Consider the following 15377-nt stretch of genomic DNA (forward strand, 5'->3'; position numbering starts at 1 on the left):
GGGGGAAACCAGATGCGACGAAGCATCGCGACCGTCTCCGCGGCGGTGCTCGGCCTAGCCCTGATCACGCCAGGGGCCGCGCAAGCCGATCCGCTCTCACTCGCTCCGCCCACGCCGTCCGGCGGTGACCTGAGCCCGGCCGACAAGGCCTCGCTCGCCGCCGGCGTCGGCATCGCACCCAAGGCACCGTACGGGGCGAAGCCGAAGGGACCCAACCCGTACCTGGCCGAGGTCGCCGATCCGGCCAAGGTGGACTACTCGGGCTGGGCGAACTACATGAAGGCCCAGGCGAAGGCGAAGACCGCGACCCGCGACAAGGCCGCCAAGGACGCGAAGGTCAACGCGGCCGCGGCCAAGCCCGCCGTCGTGGTCGACGAGGACGAGCTGCCCGGCACCAACGGCGGCAACGACATCCCGGTCAACGCGCAGCGCGTCACCGGTTACGGCACCGGCTCGGGCCAGTACCCCAACATCCGCATCCTCGGCAGCCTGGACAACGAGGTGGTCGGCACCCCGACCGTCGCGCCGGCGCCCGAGGACAACGGCTCCATCCCGCTCGCCGGCGCCACCGGGATCGGCACCGGCACCCAGAACGGCGCGGTCATCACGTCCGAGATCGGCGACGGCCCGCACGGCCGGCAGACCGGCGACGGCAGCAACGACTTCGACTTCTACAAGCTGACCGCACCGGCCGGCAAGGTGCTGACGCTCTCGACCGCCACCCCGACCGGGCCGCTCGACACTGTGCTGCAGCTGTTCGCGGCCGACGGCACGCTGGTCGCGGTCAACGACGACTTCACCGGCCTGGACAGCCGCATCAGCTACCGCGTCACCACCGCCGGGACGTACTACCTCGCGGTCGCGGCCTACGGCGGTCTGCCCGCCGACCCGTTCGACTCCGGCAGCGGCGGCGGCATCGGCGACCCCTCGCCGCCCACCGAGGGCCCGTACACCCTGACCCTCACCTCCGGCGGCGTCGACAGCGACTTCTTCGCGGTCAAGCTGCGCGCCGGTGACATCATCGGCGGCTCGGTCACCGGCTCGGCGACCTACCTGACCGTGTACGACACCGCGCCGCGCGAGGTGCACGGCTCGTTCCAGGACGCGTCGTTCATCTACCCGCTCGACTCGCCCCTGCCCGGCGGCGGCAACGCGGTCACCGACTACGTGGCGACCAAGGCCGGCTGGCACTACATCGGGGTGGCCAGTGGCTCCGGGGCGTACCAGATCACGGTCGAGGCATATCGCCCCGTGCTGCAGGGGGCCAAGCCGCAGCAGACGCTCTACCTGGACTTCGACGGTGCCCGGGTCAACACCGGGGTCTTCGGCGGTACGGGCAACGTCAACCTCACGCCGTTCGCGGCGTTCCTCACGAGCTGGGGCCTGACCCGCGCCGACGAGGACGCGGTGATCGACGCCGTGGTCGCCGGGGTGAACGAGAGCCTCAAGCACGACCTCGAAGCCAGCGGCCTGAACCCCAAGTTCAAGATCAAGATCGCGAACAGCAAGGACAACGCCGACCCGTGGGGCAAGGCGAACGTCAGCCGCGTCGTCGTCGGCGGCACCATCGCCGAGTCGGGCGTCGACACGATCGGCATCGCCCAGAGCATCGACCCCGGCAACTTCGAGACCGAGGAGACGGCCCTGGTCCTGCTCGACGTGCTGAGCTCACCCGCCGGCTCGACACCGGCGTCGCTCAACACCTACCTGGGCCCGACCAGCGACCGCGTCAAGTTCGTCGCCCAGGGCCTGGCCAACGTGATCTCGCACGAGGCCGGCCACTTCTTCGGCGACTTCCACACCGACAACCAGGACGCGCTGCCCAACCTGATGGACGCGGGCGGCACGGGCTTCGCCACGCTCTTCGGCGTAGGCCCCGACGGCATCGGCGGCACCGCGGACGACATCGACGTCGACTTCGGCGACAGCGCGTTCCTGCCGGCCGAAGGCTTCGTAGGCACCGAGGACACCCTGGGCCGTATCGTCTTCGGCGTAACCAGCTAGACCAGCACTGTTGCGCAGCCGATCCGGGCCGGCGGGCGGTGGTTCCCCCCACCACCCGCCGGCCGGTTTCACGCGGAGCGGGTGGCCGGGCTCAGTGAGCGACGACAGGTGCGGCGTCGGGATCGATCTCCAGGGGCCCGCTGCGGAAGGTGACGGCGGCGATGACGGCGCAGAGGACGAAGAGGCCGGCAGACCACCAGAAGACAGCGTGGTAGCTGTCGAGGGCCGCGAGCGGTGCGGTTCGCGGGCCGGCCCCGTGACCGGCCAAATAGCCGGTGGCGGCGGAGGCGGCGAAGGAGCTGAGGAGGGCGGTGCCGATGGAACCGCCGATCTGCTGGGCGGTGTTGATCATTGCGGAGGCGACGCCGGCGTCGTGGTGCCGCACGCCTGAGGTGGCGGCGTTCTGGGCCGGGGCGAAGATCAGTCCCATGCCGAAGCCGGTGACGAGCTGGCCGGGTAGCACGCCGGTGAGATAGCTGGAGTCCAGGTCGAGCCGGGTGAGTAAGAGCATTCCGGCGGCGGCAAGCAGCGCGCCGGCGGTGATCAGCGGCCGGGGCCCAAGGCGCGGGGTGAATATCGAGCCCATGGTGGCCGCGGTGATCACCGTCGTGGCCATCATGGGAAGGAAGGCCAGGCCGGACTGGATCGGCGTGAAGCTGAGGATGCCGGTCAGGTAGTAGGTGAGGAACAGGAACACGCCGAAGATGGCGCCGCCGGCGATCGCGACCGACACGTAGGAGCCGCCGCGGTTGCGGTCGAGTACGACCCGCAGCGGCATCAGCGGGTGCGCGACGCGGCGCTCAATGGCCACGAATGAAGTCAGGATGACCACGCCCGCGACGATGAAGCCCCACGTCAGCGGGTTGCTCCATCCGTCGGTCTCGGCGTTGCCAAGGCCGTAGACCAGTGCGGCCAGGCCGGCGACGGCGGTGACAACACCGGGCCAGTCCATCCGGTTGCGGTTCTGCACGGGCTCGTCGCTCAGTTTGAAGACCGCAGCGAGCGCGGCCAGGACGGCAAAGGCGAGGTTCACGTAGAGGCACCAGCGCCAGGAGGCGTACTCGGTCAGCAGTCCACCGAGCAGCAGGCCGACGGCGCCGCCGGCGCCGGCGATCGCGCCGAAGACGGCGAAGGCCTTGCCGCGTTCGGCGGCGTCGGTGAAGGTGATCGACAGCAGCGACAACGCGGCCGGTGCGAGCGCGGCGCCGAACGCACCTTGCAGGATGCGGGCGATGATCAGCATCTCGATGCCGTTCGCGGCGCCCCCGAGCGCGGAGGCGAGGGCGAACCCGGCGAGGCCGATCAGGAATATCTTCTTGCGGCCGAAGGAGTCCGACAGCCGTCCGCCGAGCAGGAGCAGGCCGCCGAACGCGAGGGCGTAGCCGGTGACCACCCATTGCCGGTCGGAGTCGGTGAAGCCGAGGTCGTGCTGAGCGGTGGGCAATGCGATGTTCACGATCGTCGAGTCCAGCACCACCATCAGCTGGGCCAGCGCCAAAACGCCCAGGGCCCACCACCGGCCCGGATGCCGTTGCCGGGCTGGAATTTGCGCCTGGTTCGTCGTCGTCATGGTCGTCCTTCGCGAAGTTAAGTGGAGATGGTTCCTCCGCATCGCGACGTTAGTAGCTGATTTGAGGCCCTGCCTCCGTTTGTTCGGGAGGTCACAGAAAGGGAGCACAGTCCTCCGCTTGTTACTCTCCGGATATGACCAGCACCCATCAGCCTGCTGAGAGCACCGGCCGGCCGCTGCGCCGCGACGCCGAACGAAATCGGGAGCGGATCATCGCGGCTGCCCGCGCCGTGTTCGCGACGCGCGGTCTCGCCGCGACGCTTGACGACGTGGCGCATCACGCCGGCGTCGGCATCGGCACCGTGTACCGGCGTTTCCCGAGCAAGGAAGCGCTTGTGGAAGCCGCCCTGGACGAGCGGCTCGACGAGCTCGCGGCGACGGTCGAGGCCGCGTTGGAGGCGCCCACCGGCTGGGACGGCCTCACTGGGCTGCTGCGTCAGGTCGCCGAGATGCACGCTGCCGACCGCGGTCTGCGCGACCTCGCCTTGGGCGGCGGCTGGACCATGGGGCACCACGAGCGGATCGGCACGCGGATGGTCCCGTTGATCACACGGCTCATCGAGCGTGCTCAGGCGGAGGGCTCGCTGCGCGAGGACGTCACCGCGGCGGACGTGCCGCTGATTCTGATGATGATCAGCGAGGTGGCTCTGCACAGCCATCCGGTGCGGCCGGACGCCTACGCACGGTACCTGCAACTGCTCATCGACGGCCTCCGCCGGTCGCCCGACCACGGCGACCTGGGACGGGCACTGAGCCAGGACGATGTCGACGCTGTCGCCCTTCACTGGCTGCCGAGCAGCGAGTCACGGCGCGCGCCCTCGCCGTCCTGACATGACGCGAGTGCTAATCCTTCAGGGCGGCTTCCACGTCCGAATACAGGGCGAGGTAATCGGTCAGACCCAGCGTGTCGAAGAGGCGGCGCAGGAAGCCCGAGGGGGCGGCCAGGCGCACCCAGCCGTCGCGTTCGGTGGCGCGGCCGTGGGCGGTGACCAGGACGCCGACGCCCATCGAGTCGCAGAAGTCCAGGCCCGAGACGTCGACGACAACCCTGGGGGAGGGGCGTTCGACGAGCCGGGAAAGGTTCGCCTTGAGGGCGGGCGCGGTGTCGATGTCGAGGGAACCTCGCAGCACCAGCACGGCCGTGTTCGGCGGGTGGTGCGCGACCGAGACCTGCATGGCGTGTCGCTTTCGGTGGTGACAGCGGGGGCGGGGGTGGCGCTGCATCGATCGAACGGACGGGTTGGTAGGTCTCACCCTAGGCGAGCCCGCCCCCGATAGCCGAATCGTCTACCGGGCAGTAAGTTGCTTGCGTGAGCATTCAGGCAGGTGACATCGTCGATGATTTCGAGCTCCCCGACCAGGACGGCGCACCCCGTCGGCTGAGCACCCTGCTGGCCGACGGCCCGGTGGTTCTGTTCTTCTACCCGGCCGCACTGAGCTCGGGCTGCACCGCCGAGGCCTGCAACTTCCGCGACCTGGCGGCCGAGTTCCGCGAGGCCGGCGCCCAGCGGGTCGGCATCAGCCGCGACCTTCCCGCCCGCCAGAAGCAGTTCGCCGACAAACACGGCTTCGACTACCCCCTGCTCAGCGACCCCGACTACGCCGTCGCCTCCGCACTCGGCGTCAAGCGCAAGCTCCCCCTGGGCCCCCTGAGCACCAAGCGTATGACCTTCGTGATCGACACCGACCGCCGTGTCCTGGAGGTAATCCACTCTGAGAGGAACATGAACGACCACGCGGCCCGCGCACTCGAGGTCGTCGCGGCGCGAAAGGCAGCCTGACCCGAAGCCACGCCGCGCCCGCACGCCTACATGCTCTTCCGCGAGTTCGTCGAGACCGGCACTGGTCTCCGCCGGCGTCGGTCCGCCGGCGGGGCAGGCCCGCGCCGACGTCAGCAAGCTGCGGTCACAGGTCGGCGACGGCCTCAGCGGTGGCGGGCGGCGTACCGACGGCTTCGACGGGGATGCGTGCGGCCGGCAGCTTCGTCAGGTGCGCCGCGCCCACCCGATCAAGCCGGAACCAGCGAATAGCTTGACGGCTGCGGCAATGCCCGACGAGATACCAGTGCCCCCGGGTGCGGGCCAGCAGCACCGGATCGACGTGCCGCCGCGTCGGTGAGTCGTCCCTCGAGCGGTAGTGCACCACGAGCACGCGCTGCTCATGCAACGCCTGCTCGATCGCGCGCCGGATGCGGGCGTCCCCCGGGGCGTCGGCCTGGTCGATCCACACACGCTCGTTCAGCGCGTTCGCGTGCTCCCGCGCCCGCCCGTCCATCACACCGAGGATCTTGACCAGCGCGGCGCGGGCATGACTCTCGAAGGGCTGCCCCCGGTGAGCAGCCACCGCAGCCGCAAGCCCCGAGACCTCAGCGTCCGTGAAGTTCACCGGCGGCATCGTCGCCGCCGCCTCGACGACATATCCGCCCCCCGGTCCCGGCCGCGCCCACACCGGAAAGCCCCCGTGCTGCAGCGCCGAGACGTCGCGCTTGATCGTCCGAACACTGACCTCAAAAATTTCGGCAAGCCGCTCCGCCGAACGCCCCAAGGCCCCCGCGCGCCGCAGTTCCTCCCGCAATGCGTACAGCCGATCGGTTCGGTTCACCCGGAAATAGTGACATGCCGGTGACACTCACGCCCGCGACGATGTCGTCATGAAACCTTCAGCCGATCCGATTCTGTTCCTCAGCGGTGCCGGTCTCGCCGCCTGGATCTGGGACGACGTGCGCCGCGATCTCGCCGGGAGCCGGCAGACCCTGGTCGCTGTTCGCCCCACGAACGACCGGGCCAGGCTCGCCGACTATGCCCGGGCGGCCGTCGACTCGGCGCCGCCCGGCCGCTTCGCGATCGTCGCGCATTCCTCCGGCGGCGTCATCGGCTCAGAGATCGTTCGGCAGACACCCGATCGGGTCAGCGCCTTCCTGGCGCTGACCGCCGTGATCCCGTCCCCGGGCGAATCGTTCCTCTCGGCGATGCCGCGACCGACCCGCTGGTTGCTGAACGCCGCGATGCGCCTTGCCGGAACCCGCCCGCCCGACTCGGCGGTCAGGCGCGGTATCGCCCACGGCCTGAATGAGCGGGTCGCCGACCACATCGTCACCGACTTCACCCCCGAGTCGCCCCACCTCTACCGCGACCGGACCACCCCCGGCGAGTGGACCGCCCCACGCGGTTACCTGCACACCACGAAAGACCGCGAACTACCGATCGCCCTGCAACGGCAATGCGCGAAGAACCTAGGCACCGCTTGGCAGGACGAGCTGAATACAGGCCACCTGCCGATGCTCGAAGACCACAGATCAGTGGCCGGTTCCATCACGCGTTTCCTGAATCATGCGCTGCTGGCCGGAACCCCTTGAAGGGCGCGAAGCGTCCGGCCCGAACCGGCACGGTGCGAACGCGCAACCCACCACCCAGGCCCGCCCGGGTGACGCGCAGACACCTGAACCAGAGCGCGGAAGCCGATCTACGCCCCGCCAGGGGATCACTCAGCCCGAGATGCAATCAGAGACGGGCGCAACCAGACTCCTGGCCGTGACTGACCACGATGCAAGGCTGAGGCCGGGGTGGAATTTGAAATTCCACCCGGCCTCAGCCGTCAAAGCGCAAGTTAAAGGCTGTTCTTCCAGGCCCGCCCACTACGCCCGATCAGGCGGTCAGCATCGGCGGGCCCCCACGAAGCAGCCTCATAAGTAGGAATAGGAGAGTTGTCCTGAGCCCAGTGCTCGATGATCGGGTCGACAATCCGCCAGCACTGCTCAACCTCGTCGGTACGGATGAATAGCGTAGGGTCACCCAGCAGCGCGTCCAGCAGCAGACGCTCGTACGCCTCAGGAGACTCCTCGGCGAACGTCTGCTCGTACGAGAAGTCCATGCTCGCCGTGCGAACCCGGAACGAGTGCCCCGGCACCTTGGCCCCGAACCGCAGCGAGATCCCCTCGTTGGGCTGAATGCGAAGAATCAACGCGTCAGCTTCGAGACCGGTCAGCTGGTCCTGCGGAATGGGCAGGTGCGGCGGCCGCTGGAACTGCAATGCCACCTCGGTGACCCGGGCCGGCAGCCTCTTTCCCGTACGGACGTAGAACGGCACCCCCGCCCAGCGCCAGTTGTCGACGTTCAGCCGCATAGCCGCGTACGTCTCAGTTCGAGACAGCGGATCCACCCCGACTTCTTCGCGGTAGCCCGCCATCAGATCGTCGCGCGTGCCGCCTCGCGTGTACTGCCCGCGCACCGCCAGGTCGGCGATGTCGCGGTTCGTAGGAAGCCGGATCGCCTGGAGCAGTTTCACCTTCTCGTTGCGCAGCCCCTCAGCTTCGAACGAGGCGGGCGGCTCCATCAGCGCGAGCGCCAGCACCTGCAGCACGTGGTTCTGCACGATGTCGCGCATCGCTCCCGCGCGCTCGTAGAACCCGCCCCGCGTGCCGACCCCCAGCGTCTCGGCCACCGTGATCTGCACGTGGTCGACCCACGACCGGTCCCAGATCGGCTGGAAGATCGAGTTGGCGAATCGGAGCGCCAGCACGTTCTGCACCGTGTCTTTGCCCAGGTAGTGGTCGATGCGGAAGACCTGGGACTCGTCGAACGCGCCGTGCACCACCGCGTCCAGTTCCCGTGCCGTCGGCAGGTCGCGCCCGTACGGCTTCTCGATGACCAGCCGGGAGAACGAGCCTTCGCGCGCGTGGTTGAGCCCCGCACCGGCCAGCCCGTTGATCACCGGTTCGAAGGCCTCGGCCGGGGTGGACAGGTAGAACAGGCGGTTTCCGGACGTGCCGCGCGATGCGTCGAGCTCATCGAGGGTCTCGGCGAGGCGCTTGTACGTGTCCGGGTCGTCGTACCCGCCCGAAACATAGCGGATGCCGCCCTGCAGCTGCGGCTTGTCGAGCAGGGTGCGCTCGCCGAGCGCGCTGGCCGCGAACTCCTCGTCGGCCATCGGCGTGCGAGCGACGCCGACCAGGGCGAACTGGCCGGGCAGGCGACTGTGCCGGGCGAGGCTCTCCACGGCCGGGAGGAGCTTTCGCCGGGTGAGGTCGCCCGAGGCGCCGAAGATCACCAGGGTGGCGGGTGGGGCGCTGCGCTCCTGAATGAGCTGAGGGGCGTTGTCCATGGTTCTGCGTGTCCTCCGACCGTCGAGACCGTCCGGGAAGACACTACGCAGAGTTGGTCCGGAACGGTTCATATCCATCTCCTGATGCGACCAGGGATACACCGACAAAAGTGGCAAACTGGGGGGCAAAGGCTTCAGCCCGTTTTTGGGTGGCGGGCGAGGCGGTTGGATGGGCGTGCACCCGAGGGGGACCCGTGAAGTACCGGCTCGTGACCCGCAGCGACTTCGACGGCTTGGTCTGCGCGGTGCTGCTGCGCCACCTCGACATGATCGACGACATCAAGTTCGTGCACCCCAAGGACGTTCAGGACGGGGAGGTCAAGGTCGACGAGCACGACATCCTCACCAATCTCCCGTACGCCCCGGGCGCCTACATGGTGTTCGACCATCATCACTCTGAGACCTTGCGCAACGCCGGCCTCCGGAACAACCACGTGATCGATCCGGACGCCCCGTCGGCTGCCCGGGTCATCTACGAGCACTTCGGCGCTCGTCAGCGTTTCCCGCTGGTCTCCGACGAGCTCATGCGCGCCGTGGATCAGGCGGATTCGGCTGACTACGCCCTCGACGACATTCTGCGCCCGCAGGGCTGGACGCTGCTCAATTTCCTCATGGACAGCCGTACGGGTCTCGGCCGTTTCCGCGATTTCCGCATCTCGAACTATCAGCTGATGATGCAGCTCATCGACGCCTGCCTGGAGATCGACGACGTCGCCCGCATTCTGGAGCTGCCCGACGTGGCCGAGCGGGCCGAACTGTTCCACGGGCAGCGCGACCTGTTCGTCGACCAGTTGCGCCGGGTCAGCCGGGTCGACGGCGACGTGGTCGTGGTCGACCTGCGCGAAGAGGAGATCATCCACGCGGGGAACCGCTTCATGGTGTACGCCCTGTTCCCCGAGTCGCGCGTGTCGGTGCACGCGATCTGGGGCCGCCAGAAGATCAATACCGTGTTCGCCTGCGGGAAGTCGATCCTCGACCGCACGTCGCCGGTCGACATCGGCGAGGTCATGCTGGGCTACGGCGGCGGCGGGCACATCGCGGCCGGCACGTGCCAGGTGCCCCACGAGGACGCGGAGCGGGTCGAGCGCGAGATCGTCGAGGCGCTGCGCTCACCCCGTACGGTGTCGGTCTGACAAACAACGAGGGCAGATATCTCGAGGGGCGGAAAGGTCTCCCTCCCCGCCCCTCGTCCGCGGGTCGTGGGTCATGCCCAATGACCCCACCCGCCGGTCGTGCTCCGCGCCCCACGCGCGGCATCACGACAGTTCCCGCGTCCACCAGCGCGGGAGTCTCAGCCCTTGAAGGCCCACTTGCTGTTGCCGCCGCCCGCGGTGACCGGCTCCTTCTCCTCGACCTTGGGCTCCTCGGCCGGGGTGTCGTCGGGCTCGTCGTCCTCGTCGGCGTCGGCGCGGTGCCGGCCGCGGAACATCACGATCGCGCCGCCGAGCAGGGCCAGACCGGCCACGACCCAGCCGCCGATCGACCAGAACGAGGGGCCGCGCTGCGCGTCGGAGGCGACCTGGGCGAAGTATTGGTCCTCACCCGAGCCGGCGGCTTGGGGAGCCGCGGCGCCGCCGTGCCCGTGGCCCTGAGCGGCGCCGCCCGTGGTGTCCGGGGTCAGCGCGATCGAGGCCGGCGTCATCGCCTTGCCCGGCTTGCCGTCGGCGTAGGTCGTCGACACGTCGAACTTCATCGAGCTCAGCGTCGGCAGCGGCCCGACGGCCACGCTCAGGTCGGTGCTGCGGCCGGGCGCGAGGTCCTTGCCCGGCATGGCCAGCCAGGTGATCGACGCGGCGGTCTCGGTCGTCGAGGTCTCGCCGTGCAGCGTCTTCAGCGGGGTGGCCAGCTTGCGCATCTCGATCTTCGGCGCCCAGTCGTCGACGGACAGCGGATAGGCCTCGGCCAGCGGCAGGTCACCCGGGAAGGTCAGCTTGATCGTGTGGACCGGTCTGTCCCCGTCGTTCGTGACGCGCAGCGTGACGTTCTGTCCGCTGCCCTGGGGTGCGCTCGTCGGCGACACCGTCACGTCGGCCAGCGCGGGGCCGGCGACGAGCACGCCGAGGACTGCGGCGGCGACGGGAAGGCCCGCACGGCGGGCCGGCTTGGAGTGCCTCACGACTGGTAGTTCGGATCACAGCCGTCAAAGGTTCAAAGCCCCCGGAAAAGTTTTCCGACCCCATCACGGATGATGGCGGGATGCGTGACGTGCCCATCGACGGCGACATGATCAGACTCGGTCAGTTCCTCAAGCTGGCCGACCTCATCGACACCGGTGGGGAGGGCAAGGTTCTCATCGCCTCGGGCGACGTGTCGGTCAACGGCGAGGTGGACACCCGCCGGGGCCGCCAGCTGCACCCGGGCGACGTGGTCGAGGTCTTCGGAAGGACCGCCCGCGTGGCTTCTACATAGGACGATTCACCTCCCGAATGGCCGTTCGTCTGACTGAGAGCGACGAACGGTTGACATCGCGTCGATCTCAGGCATGTACTGGTGGCCGATGTGTTACCGGCGTCACACCACTGGGTAGTGCCGCGGGGACCGAGGAAACGCCTCGTCGGGGAGGCAAGATGCCACGCAGGCACTTACGCGCCGTGCTTGCCGCGACAACCGTGACCGTGCTCGCCCTCAGCGGGTGCGCCGGCTGGGGCGGTGGGCCGGGCGGCGGAGGACCGAACAGCATCAACGTCCTGATGGTGAACAACCCGCAGATGATCGATCTGCAGCGCCTCACCGCGGACAACTTCACCAGGCAGACCGGCATCAACGTGAACTTCACGGTGCTGCCCGAGAACGACGTCCGCGACAAGATCAGCCAGGAGTTCTCGAGTCAGGCCGGCCAGTACGACGTCGCCTCGCTGAGCAACTTCGAGATCCCGATCTACGCCAAGTCGAAGTGGATCGCGCCGCTCGACGACTACGTCGCCGCCGACACCGCCTTCGACCAGGGCGACATTCTCGCGCCGATGACGCAGTCGCTGACCGCCGACGACGGCAAGCTCTACGGCGAGCCCTTCTACGGCGAGTCGTCGTTCCTCATGTACCGCAAGGACGTTCTGGACGCGAACGGCGTACAGATGCCGGCCAAGCCGACCTGGCAGCAGGTCGCCGACATCGCCGCCCAGGTCGACAACAAGCAGCCCGGCATGCGCGGCATCTGCCTGCGCGGCCAGCCCGGCTGGGGCCAGATCTTCGCCCCGCTGACCACCGTGGTCAACACGTTCGGCGGCACGTGGTTCGAGAAGGACTGGACGCCCAAGGTGAACGCGCCCGAGTTCAAGCAGGCCGTGAACTTCTACGTCGACCTGGTGCGCGCGCACGGTGAGAACGGCGCCCCGCAGGCCGGCTTCACCGAGTGCCTGAACAACCTCGTCCAGGGCAACGTGGCCATGTGGTACGACGCCACGAGCGCGGCCGGTTCCCTCGAGGCCGACGACTCCCCGGTCAAGGGCAAGATCGGGTACGCGCCGGCGCCGGTCGTGAAGACCGACAGCTCCGGCTGGCTGTACGCGTGGTCGTGGAGCATCCAGCAGGCCAGCGACCAGAAGGACAACGCCTGGAAGTTCATTTCCTGGGCCTCCAGCAAGCAGTATGAGGAACTCGTCGGCCAGCAGGTCGGCTGGTCCAGCGTCCCGGCCGGCAAGCGCGCCTCGACGTACGAGAACCAGGACTACCTCGGCGTCGCGGCGTCGTTCGCCGAGCCCACCAAGGCGGCGATCGAGGGCGCCGACCCGCGCAATCCCGGGGTGCAGCCCCGGCCCGCGATCGGCATCCAGTTCATCGACATCCCCGAGTTCACCGACCTCGGCACCCAGGCCTCGCAGTACGTCAGCTCGGCGATCGCCGGCCAGATGAGCGTCGACGAGGCGCTCGATCGTGGCCAGCGGCTGGCCGAGGACGTCGCCGAGCGCTACCAGTCCCGCGAGGAGGGTTGACCATGACATCGGTCGCCGAACAGTCCGGGACGAAGACCGGAACTCCGCCGCCCACGCCGGGGGCCGCCCGACGCGCGTCAGCCTGGGCCCGCCGGGCACCGCTGCTGCCCGCCCTCATCTTCATGATCATCGTGACGCAGCTGCCGTTCGTGGCCACGCTGGTCATCTCCTTCATGGACTGGAACGCGTACTACCCGGACGAGCGGGGCTTCGCCGGGTTCGACAACTTCGCCCGGGTCTTCACCGACGTGAACATGCGCGACGCGGTCTGGACCACGATCCTGCTGACCGCGGGCGTCGTGCTGATCAGCGTCGTGCTCGGACTCGGCATCGCGCTGCTGCTGGACCGCAAGTTCCGGGGCCGGGGCGCGGTACGCACCATGATGATCGCGCCGTTCCTGGTCGTCCCGGTGGCCGCGGCGCTGATCTGGAAGCACGCGCTCTACAATCCCGAGTACGGCCTGTTCAACGGCGCTCTCACCTGGATCTGGGGCCTGTTCGGCTCGGACAACCCGCCGCAGCCCGACTGGATCAGCAACGCCCCGCTCTGGTCGGTCATCTTCGCCCTGGTGTGGCAGTGGACCCCGTTCATGATGCTGATCCTGCTGGCCGGGCTGCAGGGCCGCCCGCTCGACGTGATCGAGGCGGCCCGCATCGACGGCGCCAACAGCTGGCAGATCTTCCGCAGCATGACGCTCCCGCACCTGCGCCAATACCTCGAGCTGGGCGCGCTGCTCGGCTCGATCTACATCGTGCAGAACTTCGACGCGGTCTTCACGATCACGTCCGGCGGCCTGGGCACGGCCAACCTGCCGTACACGATCTACCAGATCTTCTACCAGGCCCACGATTACGGACGGGCTTCCGCGGCGGCCGTGGTGGTCGTGATCGGCACCATCATCATCGCGACGTTCGCCCTGCGTACGGTCTCGTCGCTCGTCAAGGAGGAGACCCGCCGATGACGACTCTCGCCCGCCCCGCCGCCGTCGAGGAACAAGCGGTCAACAAGAAGAAGGACGGCCGCGGCGGTGCCTGGCTCAGCCTGCTCGCCTGGGTGGTCGGCATCCTGTTCGTGTTGCCCGTCCTATGGATGGTGCTGACCTCGTTCCACTCCGAGACCAACGCGGCGCAGAACCCGCCGGCCGTCTTCGCCCCGCTGACGCTGGAGGGCTACCGCGAGTTCTTCTCGGGCGGCGCCTCGCCCTGGCCGCCCCTGCTCAACTCGCTGACCGCCAGCGTCGTGTCGACGATCCTGGTGCTCCTGCTGGCGATCCCGGCGGCGTACGCGCTGAGCATCAAGCCCGTGAAGAAGTGGAGCGACGTGCTCTTCTTCTTCCTGTCCACCAAGATGCTGCCGGTCGTGGCGGGCCTGCTGCCGCTCTATCTGTTCGCGCAGAACGCGGGCCTGCTCGACAACATCTGGCTGCTGGTCATCTTCTACACCTCGATGAACCTGCCGATCGCGGTGTGGATGATGCGCTCGTTCCTGTCCGAGGTGCCGGTCGAGATGCTCGAGGCGGCCGCGGTCGACGGCGCCGGTCTGGTCAAGACGCTGCGCTCGGTGATCGCCCCGGTTGTCATGCCCGGCATCGCCGCGACCGCGCTGATCTGTTTCATCTTCAGCTGGAACGAGCTGTTGTTCGCCCGCGTGCTCACCGCAACGGTCGCGGAGACCGCCCCGGTCTTCCTGACCTCGTTCGTCACCAGCCAGGGCCTGTTCCTGGCCCAGCTCTGCGCGGCCGCCTTCGTGGTCTCGCTGCCCGTTCTGGTGGCCGGCTTCGCGGCCCAGGACAAGCTGGTGCAGGGCCTGTCGCTGGGCTCGGTGAAGTAGAGGCTTTCACTCCGCCCCCGATGAAATGGTGGCCGGTCCGATGCCACGGACCGGCCACCGCCATCATGGGCACATGAGTGATCTCGGTGAACGGGTGCGGGCGACGGCGGACGAGCTGAGTGGTTCGCGCGACCAGGTGGTGGTCGCCGCGCTGAGGGGCGATGAGGTCGAGATCGCCGGGGACCCGGACGCCGTGTTCGAGATCGGCTCGATCACCAAGGTCTTCACCGCGCTCGCCCTGGCCCGCGACGGGGGTCTCGACGAGCCCTTGCTGCCACGCAAGGAGCGCGGTGGTGTCGCGATCACCCTCGAGCACCTGGCCCGGCACACGTCGGGCCTGCCCCGACTGCCCACGGGCATGCTGCTCAAGGCCCTTCTGCACCCCCTGCAACCCGACCCGTACGCCGGCTGCACCGCTGACTTCCTGGACAGCGCGCTGGCCCGTACGCGGCTCAAGTCTGTTCCGGGCCAGAAGTTCCGCTACTCGAACTTCGGCGCCGGGCTGCTCGGCCTCGCCCTGTCCCGCCGCGCCGGGGTCTCGTACGACGAGTTGATCGCGCGGCTGACCGGCCCGCTCGGCATGACCTCGACCGGTGTGACCTTGGAGCCGCTGCAGCCCCACCGGGCCAGCGGCCAGCCGACCCCGCCGTGGAACCTCGCCGACCTGGCCGGTGCCGGGGGACTGCGCTCGACCGCCGCCGACCTGATCCTGTTCCTGCGCGCCCAGCTCACCGACGCCAGTATCGGCTGGATGGAGCGGCAACTGCCCGGAGGCCGCTCGCAGCTCTGGCACAACGGCGCCACCGGTGGCTCCTGTGCCTTCGCCGGCCTCGAACCCGGCCGGGGCGTCGCCGTGGTGGCCCTCAGCAACACCATGCGCCTCATGGACAAGCCGGCCGTCGATCTGCTCACCACGCTGGGGGAGACTGAGTAACGTGCG

At 68.7% G+C, this 15377-nt stretch carries 15 protein-coding genes; 10 read left to right on the plus strand and 5 right to left on the minus strand.

Features of this window, described 5'->3' with window-relative positions:
- Positions 1-12 precede the first annotated feature (12 nt).
- The gene (locus EER30_RS37195; RefSeq protein ID WP_127505857.1) at positions 13-2004 is read left to right on the plus strand and encodes a PPC domain-containing protein; all 1992 of its coding nucleotides are present in this window, start codon (positions 13-15) and stop codon (positions 2002-2004) included.
- Positions 2005-2095: 91 nt separating this feature from the next.
- Here the strand turns inward: EER30_RS37195 and EER30_RS37200 are convergent, their stop codons facing one another.
- A complete protein-coding gene (locus tag EER30_RS37200) occupies positions 2096-3616 on the minus strand; it encodes an MFS transporter (protein WP_349290907.1) in 1521 nt (506 codons plus the stop codon).
- Between the two features lie 92 nt (positions 3617-3708).
- Between EER30_RS37200 and EER30_RS37205 the strand changes: the two genes are divergently transcribed.
- A complete protein-coding gene (locus EER30_RS37205) occupies positions 3709-4404 on the plus strand; it encodes a TetR/AcrR family transcriptional regulator (RefSeq protein WP_127505859.1) in 696 nt (231 codons plus the stop codon).
- 13 nt (positions 4405-4417) lie between these two features.
- Here the strand turns inward: EER30_RS37205 and EER30_RS37210 are convergent, their stop codons facing one another.
- Positions 4418-4750, minus strand: coding sequence for an STAS domain-containing protein (locus EER30_RS37210; protein ID WP_127505861.1), 333 nt, complete (start codon positions 4748-4750; stop codon positions 4418-4420).
- Positions 4751-4884: 134 nt separating this feature from the next.
- Here EER30_RS37210 and EER30_RS37215 point away from each other — a divergent pair, with 134 nt between their 5' ends.
- Positions 4885-5355, plus strand: coding sequence for a peroxiredoxin (locus tag EER30_RS37215; protein ID WP_127505863.1), 471 nt, complete (start codon positions 4885-4887; stop codon positions 5353-5355).
- 124 nt (positions 5356-5479) lie between these two features.
- On the opposite strand, the gene EER30_RS37220 is transcribed toward EER30_RS37215, so the two are convergent.
- Positions 5480-6175: a helix-turn-helix transcriptional regulator gene (locus EER30_RS37220; protein ID WP_127505865.1), complete on the minus strand. Its 696-nt coding sequence runs from the start codon at positions 6173-6175 to the stop codon at positions 5480-5482.
- Between the two features lie 49 nt (positions 6176-6224).
- On the opposite strand from EER30_RS37220, the gene EER30_RS37225 reads away from it, so the two are divergent.
- Complete coding sequence (locus EER30_RS37225) at positions 6225-6929, plus strand: alpha/beta fold hydrolase (RefSeq protein ID WP_127505867.1); 705 nt, start codon at positions 6225-6227, stop codon at positions 6927-6929.
- Between the two features lie 251 nt (positions 6930-7180).
- On the opposite strand, the gene zwf is transcribed toward EER30_RS37225, so the two are convergent.
- Positions 7181-8674 (minus strand): glucose-6-phosphate dehydrogenase, encoded by a 1494-nt coding sequence (gene zwf, locus EER30_RS37230; protein ID WP_127505869.1) that lies wholly within the window; start codon positions 8672-8674, stop codon positions 7181-7183.
- A 194-nt stretch (positions 8675-8868) separates the two neighbouring features.
- On the opposite strand from zwf, the gene EER30_RS37235 reads away from it, so the two are divergent.
- A complete protein-coding gene (locus EER30_RS37235; RefSeq protein WP_127505871.1) occupies positions 8869-9807 on the plus strand; it encodes an exopolyphosphatase in 939 nt (312 codons plus the stop codon).
- Between the two features lie 158 nt (positions 9808-9965).
- Here the strand turns inward: EER30_RS37235 and EER30_RS37240 are convergent, their stop codons facing one another.
- Positions 9966-10790 (minus strand): DUF1775 domain-containing protein, encoded by an 825-nt coding sequence (locus EER30_RS37240; RefSeq protein ID WP_127505873.1) that lies wholly within the window; start codon positions 10788-10790, stop codon positions 9966-9968.
- 80 nt (positions 10791-10870) lie between these two features.
- Between EER30_RS37240 and EER30_RS37245 the strand changes: the two genes are divergently transcribed.
- The 5 genes from EER30_RS37245 to EER30_RS37265 all read left to right on the plus strand — a co-directional run bounded on the left by EER30_RS37245 (position 10871) and on the right by EER30_RS37265 (position 15371).
- Positions 10871-11083, plus strand: coding sequence for an RNA-binding S4 domain-containing protein (locus EER30_RS37245; protein ID WP_127505875.1), 213 nt, complete (start codon positions 10871-10873; stop codon positions 11081-11083).
- Positions 11084-11241: 158 nt separating this feature from the next.
- Positions 11242-12606 (plus strand): ABC transporter substrate-binding protein, encoded by a 1365-nt coding sequence (locus tag EER30_RS37250; RefSeq protein WP_127505877.1) that lies wholly within the window; start codon positions 11242-11244, stop codon positions 12604-12606.
- A gap of 2 nt (positions 12607-12608) precedes the next feature.
- Complete coding sequence (locus EER30_RS37255) at positions 12609-13568, plus strand: carbohydrate ABC transporter permease (protein ID WP_127505879.1); 960 nt, start codon at positions 12609-12611, stop codon at positions 13566-13568.
- Positions 13565-14437, plus strand: a complete 873-nt coding sequence (locus tag EER30_RS37260) for a carbohydrate ABC transporter permease (protein ID WP_205650579.1) — start codon at positions 13565-13567, stop codon at positions 14435-14437. Before EER30_RS37255 ends, EER30_RS37260 begins: the two co-directional genes overlap by 4 nt.
- A gap of 73 nt (positions 14438-14510) precedes the next feature.
- A complete protein-coding gene (locus EER30_RS37265; RefSeq protein ID WP_164842614.1) occupies positions 14511-15371 on the plus strand; it encodes a serine hydrolase domain-containing protein in 861 nt (286 codons plus the stop codon).
- Positions 15372-15377: the final 6 nt, after the last annotated feature.

This window comes from Actinoplanes solisilvae (genome assembly GCF_003999975.1).
Lineage (GTDB): Bacteria > Actinomycetota > Actinomycetes > Mycobacteriales > Micromonosporaceae > Actinoplanes > Actinoplanes solisilvae.

What these genes read in the sequence shown, in the direction of transcription:
- EER30_RS37245 (WP_127505875.1), top strand. Translation starts at nt 10,871, where the DNA reads ATGCGTGACGTGCCCATCGACGGCGACATGATCAGACTCGGTCAGTTC.
- EER30_RS37265 (WP_164842614.1), top strand. Translation starts at nt 14,511, where the DNA reads ATGAGTGATCTCGGTGAACGGGTGCGGGCGACGGCGGACGAGCTGAGT.
- EER30_RS37255 (WP_127505879.1), top strand. Translation starts at nt 12,609, where the DNA reads ATGACATCGGTCGCCGAACAGTCCGGGACGAAGACCGGAACTCCGCCG.
- EER30_RS37205 (WP_127505859.1), top strand. Translation starts at nt 3,709, where the DNA reads ATGACCAGCACCCATCAGCCTGCTGAGAGCACCGGCCGGCCGCTGCGC.
- EER30_RS37210 (WP_127505861.1), bottom strand. Translation starts at nt 4,750, where the DNA reads ATGCAGGTCTCGGTCGCGCACCACCCGCCGAACACGGCCGTGCTGGTG.
- EER30_RS37225 (WP_127505867.1), top strand. Translation starts at nt 6,225, where the DNA reads ATGAAACCTTCAGCCGATCCGATTCTGTTCCTCAGCGGTGCCGGTCTC.
- EER30_RS37195 (WP_127505857.1), top strand. Translation starts at nt 13, where the DNA reads ATGCGACGAAGCATCGCGACCGTCTCCGCGGCGGTGCTCGGCCTAGCC.
- EER30_RS37250 (WP_127505877.1), top strand. Translation starts at nt 11,242, where the DNA reads ATGCCACGCAGGCACTTACGCGCCGTGCTTGCCGCGACAACCGTGACC.
- EER30_RS37200 (WP_349290907.1), bottom strand. Translation starts at nt 3,616, where the DNA reads ATGCGGAGGAACCATCTCCACTTAACTTCGCGAAGGACGACCATGACG.
- EER30_RS37260 (WP_205650579.1), top strand. Translation starts at nt 13,565, where the DNA reads ATGACGACTCTCGCCCGCCCCGCCGCCGTCGAGGAACAAGCGGTCAAC.
- zwf (WP_127505869.1), bottom strand. Translation starts at nt 8,674, where the DNA reads ATGGACAACGCCCCTCAGCTCATTCAGGAGCGCAGCGCCCCACCCGCC.